Origin of the sequence: Flavobacterium luteum (assembly GCF_008806775.1) — a bacterium.
GTDB lineage: Bacteria > Bacteroidota > Bacteroidia > Flavobacteriales > Flavobacteriaceae > Flavobacterium > Flavobacterium luteum.
Genome location: NZ_WAEM01000001.1, coordinates 307567 through 320285, shown reverse-complemented (window position 1 = coordinate 320285; position 12719 = coordinate 307567). Strand labels below are relative to the sequence as shown.

Genomic DNA, 12719 nt, shown 5'->3' with positions numbered 1-12719 from the left:
CTTGTTCATCAACAAGTTTACTATTTGAACATCTTGTTTGACATTGATTTTGAAACTAAATTGAATACAAATTAAAAGGTTACCACTATGAAAACAAAAATCACTTTGCATTTTTATGCTAAAAGCACCAAAGCCAATGCAGCTGGACTTCTCCCAATTTATGTGCGCTTAACCGTTGACGGAAAACGATTAGAGTTCAGCACCAAGAAGTTTGTCGAAACCTCCAAATGGTCGTCAGAATTATCTAAAATGAAAGGCACAACCGAAGAAGCTCGTTCAATAAATAGTTACCTTGATTTGATGAAAACGAAAGTTTTTAATGCACAAATGGAATTAATGCACCGAAACGAGAACTTAACGATTGAAAACTTCAAAGAAAAATTATTAGGAACCGAGCAACGCCAACGAATGCTAATTCCAATCTTTCAAGACCACAATAACAAAATCAAAGAATTGGTTGGCAAAGAATATGCGCCAGGAACTTTAGAACGTTACAAAACTTCGTTAAGCCATACCATCGAATTCTTGCAATGGAAATACAAAGTTTCAGATATTGAGATAAATAAAATAGATCACGCTTTTATAACGGATTACGAATTTTGGTTGCGAAGCGTTCGGAATTGTGCCAATAACACAGCTGTTAAATACATTAAGAATTTTAGCAAGATAATTAAGCTTTGTTTGGCCAATGACTGGTTAGACAAAAATCCGTTTGCGAATTACAAATCGAAAGTTAAAGAAGTCGAACGTGTTTATTTATCTGAAGAAGAAATTCAAAACATTATCAATAAAGATTTCAAAACCGAAAGATTGTCTCTAGTGCGAGATATCTTCCTTTTTAGCTGCTTTACTGGCTTGGCATACATTGATGTCAAAAACTTAACAAAGTCGCATATAAGCATCGGGATTGATGGTGATATGTGGATATTTACCCACAGACAAAAAACCGAAACCGCTTCTAAAATACCTGTGTTGCCAGTAACACAAATGATTATTGATAAATACGCCGACCATCCAAAAAGCAACAACGAAGATAAACTACTTCCAATTTTGACTAATCAAAAAATGAATGCCTATTTAAAAGAAATAGCTGCTGTTTGCGAGATTGAAAAAGAATTAACCTTCCACATTGCCCGACACACTTTTGCAACGACTGTAACGCTTACAAATGGCGTTCCAATAGAAAGCGTAAGCAAAATGCTCGGTCATAAAAACTTGCGGACTACTCAGCATTATGCAAAGGTCTTAGATAAAAAAGTAAGTGAGGATATGAAAATATTAAAAGATAAGTTTAGTTTTCTCAATCAAAAAGTAAAATCAAGTTAACAAATATCTTACAATATTAGTTAATCAGTTTTTTAAAATCTTAACTTAAATCAATCAATTTAAAAAAAAATAAAAATAATTTTGATATGATGTACTATCCAAAAAATTAAAGAAAACTAAGATTTAATAAATGAAAATAATAGAAACTGAACGATTAATTATTAAGCCAACATCTATTGAAGATGCTCAATTTATATTTGAACTTTTAAATACTAAAAAATGGATTGAGTTCATTGGTGATCGTGGTGTTTATTCTATAAAAGATGCTGAAGAATACATAGCCAATAAATTACTACCACAGATTGAAAGACTTGGATTTGGAAATTTCACTATTATTAGAAAATCAGATAATAAAAAAATAGGTTCTTGTGGACTTTATAATAGAGATGGAATAGATGGAATTGACATTGGCTTTGCATTGCTGCCAAACTATGAAAAATTTGGTTATGCTTTTGAGAGTGTCAATAAATTGAAAGAAGTTGCATTTAATGATTTTAAATTAAAGGAAATTAAAGGAATTACACTAGTAAAAAATATAGCTTCACAAAATCTTTTAAAAAAAATAGGGCTTGAATTTGAAGATTATATTAAGGTTTCACATAGAAAAGAAAAAATAATGTTATTCAAAATCTACAAAAAAGAAGATTAATAATTATTTGGTCACATTTTAAAATAAAAATAGTAATAACTAATATTTAAAGATTGTAGTTATGAGACAATAAAATAGTTGATTTTGTTTTAATTTTGCAGTTTAATTTTGCAATGTGGCAATATACATTGGTAAATAAACTTAAAATGGAGCAAAAATTATTAGATTATTTTTCAAAAATAATGCCTATCACTAAAGAAGAAGCTGATGCAATTGCAGCAACCATGATTATTAAAAACTTTGAAAAAGGGACTATATTACTTAAAGAGGGACAAATTTCAACAGAGGCTTATTTTGTTTTAGAAGGCTGTGTTAGACAATACTTTATTGTTGATGGTGAAGAAAAAACAGCTAATTTTTTCACTGAAGAACAATGGGTAATTTCTTTAAATAGTTTTAGTAACAACCTTCCATCAAATCATTTTATGGCTTGTGCTACAGACTGTTTTCTAGTAGTTGGAAACAGAGAGAAAGAAGAAGATTTATACAATCGTTTTCCAAAACTAGAAACTGTTTCAAGAAGAGTAATGGAAAAAGTTTTTGCAGAACAGCAGGAACTAATGGCAACTTACACCACAGACACTCCCGAACAACGCTATGTAAAACTCTTAAATTCAAGACCTGAATTATTACAAAAAATACCTCAATACCAAATAGCGAGTTACATAGGTGTTAAACCAGAATCTTTGAGCAGAATTAGAAAGCGAATTATCAAAAAACACTAATTTCTTTTTATATTTTTCTATCTCCTTTTCCTCCTTTAACAATCAACCAAATTGCAAGGCACAATTCTGCTAAAGCCATTGGTAAGCCTAAAATTAAGTTTAGTAGATTGCCTAATTCAGGTAAATGTGGAAAAACAGTTTTTAATAAGTGAATCAAAATGTATGACATCCCGGCAATAATCATCAAATACCACAAAATTCTAGGTATTACTTTATGTAGCTTCATTAATACACTGATTAAAAGTAGATGAATGCCAAAAACAATCAGTCCTATTGACCATATCTTTTGAAACAAATAATAATTTTCAATAACTATGGTATTATTATATTGTGTAATATTTTTTGACAGATATAAAATTGCAATACCAAATAGCAAAGAATACAACATTCGTAATATACCTGACAATAATGCCAATTTTTTGTTGTCGCTTTTAAAGTATTTATAGAGTGAATAGGAAACCAAAATATCTAGTAATAAAACTACTACAAGTCCTATTAGCATCCATTTGTAAAGGAATTCATTTTTAGCGATATTAATTTGGGCAATATACAGTTGTCTTTCATTAAATATTTTTGGAAAAACAAAGCCTAGTGAAAACCCTGCTGAAATAGCCATTATTATAAGTGAATACCCAGTCAATTTTGCAAAAATACTTTTCTTGATTATCCTATTATTCATTGCTGTTTAATTTAATTATTTGACCAACTTTACAAACTTTCGAACGATATCTGACCCAATTTCAGGAAATCCATTCCTAATTAACCATAACGGAACACTTACAGGAGGAGACATTTTCGCAGTAAGTGTAATTTCCACTTTTCCGTTTCCTAAATCTTTAAATGTATAAACTACATTATAAAAATTGAATCGTTTATAATCTGTTGCTTTATATAACAAAGGTGCTTCTTTTAATGTAAATACAGCAATCTTACTTACTTTGTAGTCGTCAAAAGTCATTTTGGCTACACAATCTGTTGGCGAAAATGGCCAAGGGGCATTAAAGCAATAATAAACAACATATTCTTTATCATTGTTTTTATTTACAATAAAAGAACTCTTTAAATCTAAAAACTGATTGTGTTTTGAAACATCTTTCATAGTAAGAATACATTTTTGAAAACTAACACTTTCGGTTGTGGTAACTATATATTCAATTAAGGGTAGTGTAGTTTCATCATTGGTTCTTTTAGAAATTTTACTTTTAACAGTAATTTTTCCTTTGTCAACTGATTCTGTTTTCCACTCTGTTGTTTGGGCAAAAGAATTCATTATTAGAACTAAATTTGTAATTATAAATATATACAATCTACTTTTCATACCTTTTATTTATTTTATAGTGAATTAATTCTGCAAAGGAGCAATATATTGCATTCTTGATTCATTGACTTTGGTTAAGAAATAGTGTAAATATCTAAAATCAATTAAAAATTTTATTATTAAGTTCAATCCAAAATTTCCTTTGTTTAAATGATTTATTCCTTAACTCGTTGTTTTATGTTAGAATAGCAAAAACACTTAGAATAGTTTTGCGCTATGTTTAACTAAAATAATTTAAGAAATGAACAAAGAATTAGTGTTTTTAAGAACTTTTGCAGTTGCTACTGCTATTGGCATTGTGTTTGTTGCCTCTTCGGCTTTTAAAAAGAATGGCAATCAAAAATTTAGCGAGATTGATGTAGAAAGAATCAATATCGTAGAAAAAGATGGTACCGTAAAAATGATCATCACAAACATTGATAAATTTCCAAATGGGAAAGCTATAATTAACGGAAAACCAACTAATGAGGACAGAAAAAAACGCTCTGGTATGTTATTTTTCAATGAAGACGGTATAGAATGTGGTGGTTTCATATATGATGGACAAAAAAAAGCAAACGGTCACAACTCTGGACTTTCACTAACCTTTGACCAGTATGATGGTGATCAAGTAATGCAGTTACTTACTCAAGATGAAAAAGAAGGAGGTAATAGATTCGTAAGCAGCGGTTTGATGTTTAACGATAGACCCTCAAACGAGTCAATAGGCAAAACAGCAAAAATCATGAAAGAGCTGGAGGAGCTTAGTAAAAAAGATCCTAAAGCTGCGGATGAAAAATACAAAATGTATGAAGCGCAAGGATTGGTCGGAGGAGCTCCTCGTGTGATGTTAGGAAAATCACGAAGTGAAAATAACGGTTTGTTTCTTTTTGATAATAAAGGAATGCCAAGAGCTATGTTTTACGTAGACAAGCAAAATAATGCCAAACTTGACTTTTTTGATGACAAAGGCAATACAATTGCTTCGTTTCCGGAGAAAATAAAATAATTTTTTCTGAAATATAAACTTAACCAAATAGCCTTATTGAAAATAGGGCTATTTTTGTAACATTTCACAACCCTTTTTCAATGAAAAAAACATTCCTTAAATTAAGACAAAACCAATACTTTTTCCTGTTTATCTTGTTGTTTGCCTATCTGCAATCCATTTATTCTCGAATTCTAATTAGAAGAGAATTGAACATTTACATCTTCACACCTGAGGCTGCTATTGCTAAACTAATTGAAGTTGGAATCTTATTTTTTGTGTTTTATTTTTTTATTAAATACTGGCAGGAATCAAAGGTGTTCTCTACAAAAAAGATGATTAAAATATTTAGTGCATCACTAATAGTATATCTGCTTATCATACAATCAATATCATTGCTGATTTCTTTTATATTTGGTAATATCGAAAGGAATTTTAATTGGAATACCATCTGCCTTTCATCACTAACATCTCTTATAGACGGATTTATTTATGGCAGTTTTATTTTTGCGTATTACAATTATCTCAAAAATAAAAAACATCAGGAACTAGTAGCAACATACAATCACGCCCTATCCGAAAGCAGAATCAATCAACTTAAAACACAACTTAATCCACATTTTTTGTTCAACAATCTGAATGTTTTAGACCAATTGATTGAAGAAGACAAACACAAAGCTTCAGAATTTTTGAATGAGTTTGCAAATATTTACCGTTATGTTTTACAAGCAACAGATAAAAATCTTGTTCCAATACACGAAGAATTGGCTTTTGCTATGCAATACTTTAAATTGATACAACACAAATATGGTAAAGCGTATCAACTTAAAATTGAAAGTATAGGAAGTGGCTATATTGTGCCCTTAACGCTTCAACTACTAATTGAAAATGCAATTCAGCATAACTTTGGATCAACAGACAATCCTATCTGTATAAAAATTGAAGCAACAGATACTATTTGTATATCGAATAATTTTATACCTAAACGGAGTTCAAAAACTACTTCTGGACGCGCATTGCAAAACATCAAAGAGCAATATAAATTACTGACACACGACCCAATTGTAATTCAAAAATCAGACAATGAGTTTTCTCTAATCATTCCAATAATTCGACCAAAATGATAAAAATACTTATTATAGAAGACGAAATACCAGCAAGAAAAAAGCTGAAAAGATTTCTTGAAGAGCTGGATAGTGCTACCAAAGTTGTTGACGAAATTGATAATGTAGTTTCGGCAGTTACTTTTTTGAAAAACACATCGGTAGATTTAATTTTCTCAGACATTGAATTGCTGGACGGTAATGCTTTTGAAATTTACAAAGAAGTCTCAATTTCCTGTCCCATTATTTTTACAACGGCTTACGACCAGTTTTGGATGAATGCTTTTGAAACTAACGGAATTGCTTATTTGTTGAAACCTTTTTCGAAGGAGCGTTTTCAGCAAGCCTGGGACAAATTTTTGCTTTTCAAAAATTCATCATCTGAAGAAAATATACAGCTAAACAAACTTTCAAAACTCATTGAAGAAAACTTCACAAAACAGTCTTACAAAAAACGTTTTACGATACATACAAATAGAGGATTCTTTTTTGTAGATATAGAAAATATTACATTTTTTGGTGCCAATGAAGGTGTTATTTTTGCTTTTGACATTACGGGTAAAAAACATTTATTAAACGAAGCAACTTTAAAAGAAATTGAAGAGCAAGTAGATTGTTCGGATTTCTTTAGGATAAACCGAAGTGAACTCATCAGCAAACAACACATAGAAAAGGTGGATCGCTACACAAAAAACATTTTAGCTGTCAAAATGAAAGGTTTCGCAAGCCACCTGAAAACGAGCCAAAGCAATACTGCAGCTTTTCGTGAGTGGATAGAAAAATAAATCAATTACCTAAAATATATCATTCTACTTTTACACCTCGCTTGGTATTAAGCCCTCTAAAAATGCTTATTTTATTATATGTTGTACTGTTGTCGGATTTGAATTTCATTCTTAAATCTTCCTCTTTGGAAAAGAAAGATTCTAAATTTTGGGCAAATATCTCAAATTTAGGTTCACCATTTATCTGAGCAACCAACTGATTATTATTACACGAAATTAGAATACTATACTCAGAATTCACTTCATACTTACCCACATATTTCTTTAAATCTTCATTAGGTATTTTAATTTCGTTTAGTTCTTTATAGGGCTTGTTATACAATATTGCTAAAATGAAATTGCCAATAGTTTCAATTTCATGATTGTAAGTATTGTTTAGTAACACAATACAAATATCGTCTTCAGGAACTCTTATGAAATGACTTGTAAATCCATCGACATTACCGCCATGAGAAACTACTCGTTTATCATACAATGTTTCTATCCACCACGCATACCCATAATCATTCAATACTGGAGTATAGGCATTTTCTAATGTAGATTTTTTAATTATTTTATTTTTTAATAAACCCTCATTCCACAAATACAAATCTTTAGCATTACTGTACATAGATCCTGCCGAATAAGTAGCTGTCGAATCCCATGGTATCGATTCTATTATTTTATTTTTTGAATACATAGTGTAAGGTTTTGCTTTTAAATTGCTCTTTAAACCAATAAAATCAAAACCGCTATTCTTCATTTTAAGGGGTTTTAAAATCATTTCTCTAACTACTTGTTCGTAGGGCTTATGAGTAATTTTTTCTATGATTAAACCTAAAAGTTCATAACCCGAATTGCAATAGGAAAACGCAGTACCAGGATTGAAATCCATTGCTTTGTCTTTAAAAAGAGCTATTCTCTCTTCTTTTGTCAATGGTTTTTCACTTTTTGTTATATGATATTCAGGATTTCTAAAATATTCATATATGCCTGATGTATGACTAAGTAAATGAGCAATTGTTATCTCATTTCCTCTTGGATAATCAGGAAAATATTTTGTCAATCGATCTTGAAGTGTTAGTTTGTTATCCTCAACTAATTTTAAAATAACTGTTGCTGTAAATTGTTTTGTTATTGATCCGACTTGGAAAATAGTACTTGAGGTATTGGGAACGTTATTATTAATATCCTGATAACCGTATCCTTTTTCTAAAATCACTTTACCTTTTCTATAAACCAAAGCTGTACCATTAAATCTGTATATTTTAGAATAAGAAATTAAAAGACTATCTATTTTTTGGTTTTTTTCTTGTGATTGGGTAGTAAAGACAATTCCAAAAAGTACAAGAAGTAAAATTATTTTTTTTTTCATTTTTCAAATATGGTAAAGTTATCCCCAGTTAAATTCTGAACATTTTGTGTTATTTTTTCTATAGGCCAATTCCACCATTGTTGCTTTAAAAGCGTTTCGATTTGCTCATTAGAAAATCGTTTCTTAATTTCTTTTGCAGGATTTCCTCCAACAATTGTATAAGGTGCAACATTTTTTGTCACTGTTGTGTTAGAAGCTATAATAGCTCCATCTCCAATAGTTACTCCAGGCATAATTGTGGCGTTAAAGCCAATCCAAACATCATTCCCAATTATTGTATCACCTTTAGTGGGATAGTTTTTACCCTCCATTGCAGTTTTCCAATCTTCTCCAAAAACAGCAAAAGGATAGGAACTAATTGATTGGGTTAAATGATTGGCTCCATTCATTATAAATGTAACATTGGAAGCTATCATACAAAATTTTCCAATAATGAGTCGATCGCCAATAAAGTCAAAATGATACTTTACGTTTTTTTCAAAATTGTGAACGTTTTCAAAATCATCATAATAAGTATAATCACCAACAATGATATTGGGATTCTTAATGATATTCTTTAGAAAGCATAGTCTTTCATAATTTCCTAAAGGAAAAACTGTATTTTTATTAGGTGCAGCCATATTTTTAAATTTATTATTTTAATACTATTCGATAAGTTCATTTAAGAAACAAATATTATTTTAATTTCAATAACTTACTATCTTTATTTTTATTGATTTAAATATTTTATATTTATTCCCTATTATTTATTATTTAAAATTCTTCGTTCAGCGCCTGAAACAAGTCTGTCAATTTCAATAATAGCTCTTGTATGAAATCCTTCTCCAATTTTACCTCCATTATCAAATGCATCAACTTTAAATTTATAGAGCAATCCTTCTTGCCCTATAAATGTTGCAGTTGCAGTAACTTGTTGACCAACTGGAGTTGCATTTAAATGTTTAATACTTACATCAACTCCAACGGATAACTGATTACTATTTTGTATTGCATAAAGAAGTCTTCCTGCTGCCAATTCCATTAGCCCTATCATTTTTGTTGTGGCAAAAACATCAGCATAATTGTCAGTTGGCAATGTTTCTCCAAAACCAATTAAAAGTGATTTAGCTGTATCATTATCGGTTACTTCGCTAGAAACTGTCTTAGTTTGACCTATTTTAATCATTTGTGTATTTATTTGGTAGTACAATATTTTTCAATTTTATTATTTAAAAACTATTCTATTTGCTCTTTTTAAAATAATATATATTAATTTAATATTTCTTTTGTCAATTTAACGGATGGAACATTTTTGTTGAAATAGCAATTCTGTTCCAAAAGTTCATTTGATTTATAGCTATTATCATTTGAGCAATTTGGTTTTCTGTAAAATACGACTGAACATTTTTAAAGATAAAATCATTAACTCCATGATTTGCTATTTTTGTTATAGAATCGGTCAAAGCCAGAACTGCTTTTTCTTCCTCTGAAAAAAGAGGACATTCCTCCCATGCTGATAAGGCATAAATTCTTTGTTCTGTTTCACCTATTTTTCTTGCGTCTTTTGTATGTATTTCAATACAGTAAGCACATTTATTTATTTGTGAAACTCGTATTTTTATGAGTTCTCTCAGTTGAGCTGTTAAATCTGTCGTTAATAAATATTTTTCCATTGCATACATTACTTTATATGCTTCTGGTTCTAATTGTTTTATATTGATTCTTTGTTTCATAGTTATAAGTTATACTTTTCGTAATTGTAAAATTTTGTTTTTGTAAAACCTAATTTTTCATAAAGTCGCTGCGCTTTGTCATTATTATATGCAGTAGATAAAATCACTTTTTTTCTGTTAGTATCTTTGCAGTAATCTAGGATATATTCAATCAACATTTTTGCTACACCATTTTGTCTGAATTTAGGTTTAATAAATAAGTCGTTTAAAATCCAAATTTCCTGAACTCCTATTGTAGTAAATGATGGATATAGTTGTGAGAATCCTAAAATTGTATCCGATTGAATAGCAATGAAGATAATACTGTCTTTACTTTCTAGTCTTTGTTGTATAAAACTTCTGGTTTTCTCCAGCTCGAAGTCTTGTCCATAAAAAACTCTATAATCAGCAAAAAGTTGTGCTAATTCATTGAGGTCATCTATTATCGCTTGTCTTACTTTCATTAGGGATGCCTTTAATAAGTTCACAATTTTAGTGGTATCTGCTTTCCATAATTCAACATAATTTAGTAAATTATAGTTTGTATTGATATCAATTATTTTTAGATATTTTTAAAGATTCAAATTGTATTTTCTTGCTAAATTATTAAGTTTATCATGATCATCAAGTACTGTTTTATATACCCATTTATAATGATCTTGTGACCAAAAAATCATTATCTGAGAGGCTTTCAACTCTCCTAAAAGTTCTTTTAAAGCATTGTATTCCAAGTGACAAATAAGAATATGGAAATAGGTGTCAATTTCTCCACCACTTCCTTCAGGAAAATTGATTTTAGGGTTAGGATACATTAATTTTAATTGAGCTAAAAGTTCATTTTTAGATTTGTGATAGCTTATATACCAATGGAGTTGCTCATGAATAAATGTTGCTAATAAAAGGTCATCGTCTTTAATGTGGCGTGTATTGAGTGTAAGAATAGGCATGCTATGCGGAATCACATTATAGCCACTTTCAATGTTTATGTTCTTTGTAAATACCCATTTTTTAATATCATAAATTGACAATAATTTAAGTAATTGTTTTTTTGTGTGAATCTCAAAAGTATCTTGTTTTATCAACTTAATTTCAAGTTGTTCTTTTTGAGCAAACAAGCAATTAGTTGTAAAAGATATAAATAATAAAAGAATAAGTATTGGTTTCATTTGTATAGTTATTTGTATAAATTATTATTTTTCAATTAGTTAGAGGTATTTTAAAAAGCAACCTTTTTTTAAAGAATTTTATGATGCATATTAGATATCATTAGAAATAAGCAAGTATTTTGTGATACTAATTATTAAAATTCGAAGTAGTCATTTTTGGTAATTCATTAACAACTTCTTTCAAAATAGTTATACCATTTATTGCCGCTGGAAAACCTGCATAAACGCTCATCAATAACATTATTTCCTTAATTTCAGTCTTTGTAAGTCCAATGTTTAGACCTGCGTTTATGTGAAATTTTAATTGCAACGGAGCAGTACCTAATGCTGTTAAAGCTGAAATTGTTGCAATTTGTCTATATTTTATATTCAAATTATCTCTTGAAAAAATGTCAGCATAACCAAATTCAAGAATAAGTTTTACCAATTCAGGTGAAAAATCATTGTAGGTATCTTTCAGTTTATCAACTTGTAAACTGTCCAATTTCATTAATTCTTGCTCCCCTAAAATAAGCCTATCAATTTGACCTATTTTTGTTGCTGTAGTTCCAATTCTATCAATAAATCCATTGGATTGTCTTTCATTTAGCACTTCTTTTAAAAGGTTCATGCCATTGATACAGCAAGGAAAGCCGCCATAAACAGCCATTTGCAGAATAACTTCCTTCACTTCGTTGACAGTACTACCCGTGTTTAATGCACCATTGATATGAACTTTAAGTTGTGGTTGAGCCGTTCCAATTGCTGTCAATGCGGCAACAACTGCAATCTCTTTTGATTTTAAATCTAAACCATCTCTGGTATAAATGTCGCCAAATACGTATTCAATTATATACGTTCCTAAATCAGGTGCAATATCTTTTAATTCATTTATAACTTTTTCTCCAGCTTCTCCGTCAATTTCTATTAATTTTCCCCAACCAGCCTTGTATCTATCTGTTTTTCTCATTGTTTTCAGTATTTTTTTGAGGGTAACGAGTTTAAATTTATTTGAAATTGATTGATTTTGTTTTTAAAGGATACTTTCCTTGGTTGATAAATTTAAATAGCGCTCTTTGATAACTTTAATATGACTTAACTCGTGACCTGCAAGATGATAGGCTAATGCTCTAACCGTTCTAACATTGATAATACTGCCATCATCATCTATACCTCCACCACTTCTAATAAACGCATCCTCGGGTAGGTTCTGGAATAAAGACAGTGTGGCGTTTCTAACAGATTCATATTCTTCAAAAATACTTTTCAAACTTCTATCATTGGCATACGAATATTTTGCATAATTATTTTCTTCAAAACCATGTAGTGGGGTATTGTCATTTCTACCATATCGCAAAGCTCTGTAAGCAAATATTCGTTCATCGTCAATGATATGAACTAAAATTTCCTTAATGGTCCACTTTCCTTCGTCGTATCTGTAATGTAGTTTTTCTTCAGGCAATTCGTAAATAAAATTTTTAATTTTAATAAAGCTGTCTTTCATATTTTGAAGCACCATCCCATCGTCTTTTAAAAGCTTCATATACATTTCTGAATATTCTGGATATTCCTCTTTTTTAGGTTTTTCGATTAGTCTAAAGTTTGAATTTTGGGGAGTCATAATTTTAAATAGTATTTATTATTAATAACCCGTTG

General features: G+C 29.8%; 16 protein-coding genes. 6 read left to right on the top strand and 10 right to left on the bottom strand.

All coding sequences use genetic code 11. The features are described 5' to 3' along the window. Positions 1-87: 87 nt before the first annotated feature. The 3 genes from F6464_RS01555 to F6464_RS01545 all read left to right on the top strand — a co-directional run bounded on the left by F6464_RS01555 (position 88) and on the right by F6464_RS01545 (position 2700). Positions 88-1326 carry a site-specific integrase gene (locus F6464_RS01555; protein WP_151105990.1) on the top strand — a complete coding sequence of 413 codons (1239 nt, stop codon included), beginning with the start codon at positions 88-90 and terminating at the stop codon, positions 1324-1326. Between the two features lie 130 nt (positions 1327-1456). After that, a complete protein-coding gene (locus F6464_RS01550; protein ID WP_151105989.1) occupies positions 1457-1975 on the top strand; it encodes a GNAT family N-acetyltransferase in 519 nt (172 codons plus the stop codon). Positions 1976-2121: 146 nt separating this feature from the next. Next, entirely contained in the window at positions 2122-2700 is a 579-nt protein-coding gene (locus tag F6464_RS01545) for a Crp/Fnr family transcriptional regulator (RefSeq protein WP_151105988.1), read from the top strand. Between the two features lie 7 nt (positions 2701-2707). Here the strand turns inward: F6464_RS01545 and F6464_RS01540 are convergent, their stop codons facing one another. Then, positions 2708-3379: a DUF4386 domain-containing protein gene (locus F6464_RS01540; RefSeq protein ID WP_151105987.1), complete on the bottom strand. Its 672-nt coding sequence runs from the start codon at positions 3377-3379 to the stop codon at positions 2708-2710. Between the two features lie 15 nt (positions 3380-3394). Next, positions 3395-3970: an SRPBCC family protein gene (locus F6464_RS01535; protein ID WP_151105986.1), complete on the bottom strand. Its 576-nt coding sequence runs from the start codon at positions 3968-3970 to the stop codon at positions 3395-3397. Between the two features lie 289 nt (positions 3971-4259). On the opposite strand from F6464_RS01535, the gene F6464_RS01530 reads away from it, so the two are divergent. The 3 genes from F6464_RS01530 (at position 4260) to F6464_RS01520 (ending at position 6873) form a co-directional block, all read left to right on the top strand. Then, positions 4260-5006 (top strand): hypothetical protein, encoded by a 747-nt coding sequence (locus F6464_RS01530; protein ID WP_151105985.1) that lies wholly within the window; start codon positions 4260-4262, stop codon positions 5004-5006. An 80-nt stretch (positions 5007-5086) separates the two neighbouring features. Next, the gene (locus F6464_RS01525; RefSeq protein WP_151105984.1) at positions 5087-6109 is read left to right on the top strand and encodes a sensor histidine kinase; all 1023 of its coding nucleotides are present in this window, start codon (positions 5087-5089) and stop codon (positions 6107-6109) included. Next, a complete protein-coding gene (locus F6464_RS01520) occupies positions 6106-6873 on the top strand; it encodes a LytR/AlgR family response regulator transcription factor (RefSeq protein ID WP_151105983.1) in 768 nt (255 codons plus the stop codon). The genes F6464_RS01525 and F6464_RS01520 overlap by 4 nt, the downstream gene beginning before the upstream one ends. A gap of 19 nt (positions 6874-6892) precedes the next feature. Here the strand turns inward: F6464_RS01520 and F6464_RS01515 are convergent, their stop codons facing one another. The 8 genes from F6464_RS01515 to F6464_RS01480 all read right to left on the bottom strand — a co-directional run bounded on the left by F6464_RS01515 (position 6893) and on the right by F6464_RS01480 (position 12684). After that, entirely contained in the window at positions 6893-8227 is a 1335-nt protein-coding gene (locus F6464_RS01515; protein ID WP_151105982.1) for a serine hydrolase domain-containing protein, read from the bottom strand. Next, positions 8224-8847, bottom strand: a complete 624-nt coding sequence (locus tag F6464_RS01510; protein ID WP_151105981.1) for a CatB-related O-acetyltransferase — start codon at positions 8845-8847, stop codon at positions 8224-8226. Before F6464_RS01510 ends, F6464_RS01515 begins: the two co-directional genes overlap by 4 nt. Positions 8848-8969: 122 nt before the next feature. Beyond that, positions 8970-9392, bottom strand: a complete 423-nt coding sequence (locus tag F6464_RS01505) for a thioesterase family protein (RefSeq protein WP_151105980.1) — start codon at positions 9390-9392, stop codon at positions 8970-8972. Positions 9393-9495: 103 nt separating this feature from the next. Then, positions 9496-9939, bottom strand: coding sequence for a carboxymuconolactone decarboxylase family protein (locus F6464_RS01500; RefSeq protein WP_151105979.1), 444 nt, complete (start codon positions 9937-9939; stop codon positions 9496-9498). Positions 9940-9941: 2 nt separating this feature from the next. Beyond that, positions 9942-10382, bottom strand: coding sequence for a GNAT family N-acetyltransferase (locus tag F6464_RS01495; RefSeq protein ID WP_151105978.1), 441 nt, complete (start codon positions 10380-10382; stop codon positions 9942-9944). A gap of 108 nt (positions 10383-10490) precedes the next feature. After that, positions 10491-11084 (bottom strand): hypothetical protein, encoded by a 594-nt coding sequence (locus F6464_RS01490; RefSeq protein WP_151105977.1) that lies wholly within the window; start codon positions 11082-11084, stop codon positions 10491-10493. Between the two features lie 127 nt (positions 11085-11211). Next, on the bottom strand, positions 11212-12033 hold the full coding sequence (locus tag F6464_RS01485; RefSeq protein WP_151105976.1) for a carboxymuconolactone decarboxylase family protein: 822 nt from the start codon (positions 12031-12033) through the stop codon (positions 11212-11214). Between the two features lie 63 nt (positions 12034-12096). Next, entirely contained in the window at positions 12097-12684 is a 588-nt protein-coding gene (locus F6464_RS01480) for a DinB family protein (protein WP_151105975.1), read from the bottom strand. Positions 12685-12719: the final 35 nt, after the last annotated feature.

Coding starts and splice junctions, on each gene's coding strand:
- F6464_RS01555 (WP_151105990.1), top strand. CDS start 88: ATGAAAACAAAAATCACTTTGCATTTTTATGCTAAAAGCACCAAAGCC.
- F6464_RS01550 (WP_151105989.1), top strand. CDS start 1,457: ATGAAAATAATAGAAACTGAACGATTAATTATTAAGCCAACATCTATT.
- F6464_RS01545 (WP_151105988.1), top strand. CDS start 2,122: ATGGAGCAAAAATTATTAGATTATTTTTCAAAAATAATGCCTATCACT.
- F6464_RS01540 (WP_151105987.1), bottom strand. CDS start 3,379: ATGAATAATAGGATAATCAAGAAAAGTATTTTTGCAAAATTGACTGGG.
- F6464_RS01535 (WP_151105986.1), bottom strand. CDS start 3,970: ATGAATTCTTTTGCCCAAACAACAGAGTGGAAAACAGAATCAGTTGAC.
- F6464_RS01530 (WP_151105985.1), top strand. CDS start 4,260: ATGAACAAAGAATTAGTGTTTTTAAGAACTTTTGCAGTTGCTACTGCT.
- F6464_RS01525 (WP_151105984.1), top strand. CDS start 5,087: ATGAAAAAAACATTCCTTAAATTAAGACAAAACCAATACTTTTTCCTG.
- F6464_RS01520 (WP_151105983.1), top strand. CDS start 6,106: ATGATAAAAATACTTATTATAGAAGACGAAATACCAGCAAGAAAAAAG.
- F6464_RS01515 (WP_151105982.1), bottom strand. CDS start 8,227: ATGAAAAAAAAAATAATTTTACTTCTTGTACTTTTTGGAATTGTCTTT.
- F6464_RS01510 (WP_151105981.1), bottom strand. CDS start 8,847: ATGGCTGCACCTAATAAAAATACAGTTTTTCCTTTAGGAAATTATGAA.
- F6464_RS01505 (WP_151105980.1), bottom strand. CDS start 9,392: ATGATTAAAATAGGTCAAACTAAGACAGTTTCTAGCGAAGTAACCGAT.
- F6464_RS01500 (WP_151105979.1), bottom strand. CDS start 9,939: ATGAAACAAAGAATCAATATAAAACAATTAGAACCAGAAGCATATAAA.
- F6464_RS01495 (WP_151105978.1), bottom strand. CDS start 10,382: ATGAAAGTAAGACAAGCGATAATAGATGACCTCAATGAATTAGCACAA.
- F6464_RS01490 (WP_151105977.1), bottom strand. CDS start 11,084: ATGAAACCAATACTTATTCTTTTATTATTTATATCTTTTACAACTAAT.
- F6464_RS01485 (WP_151105976.1), bottom strand. CDS start 12,033: ATGAGAAAAACAGATAGATACAAGGCTGGTTGGGGAAAATTAATAGAA.
- F6464_RS01480 (WP_151105975.1), bottom strand. CDS start 12,684: ATGACTCCCCAAAATTCAAACTTTAGACTAATCGAAAAACCTAAAAAA.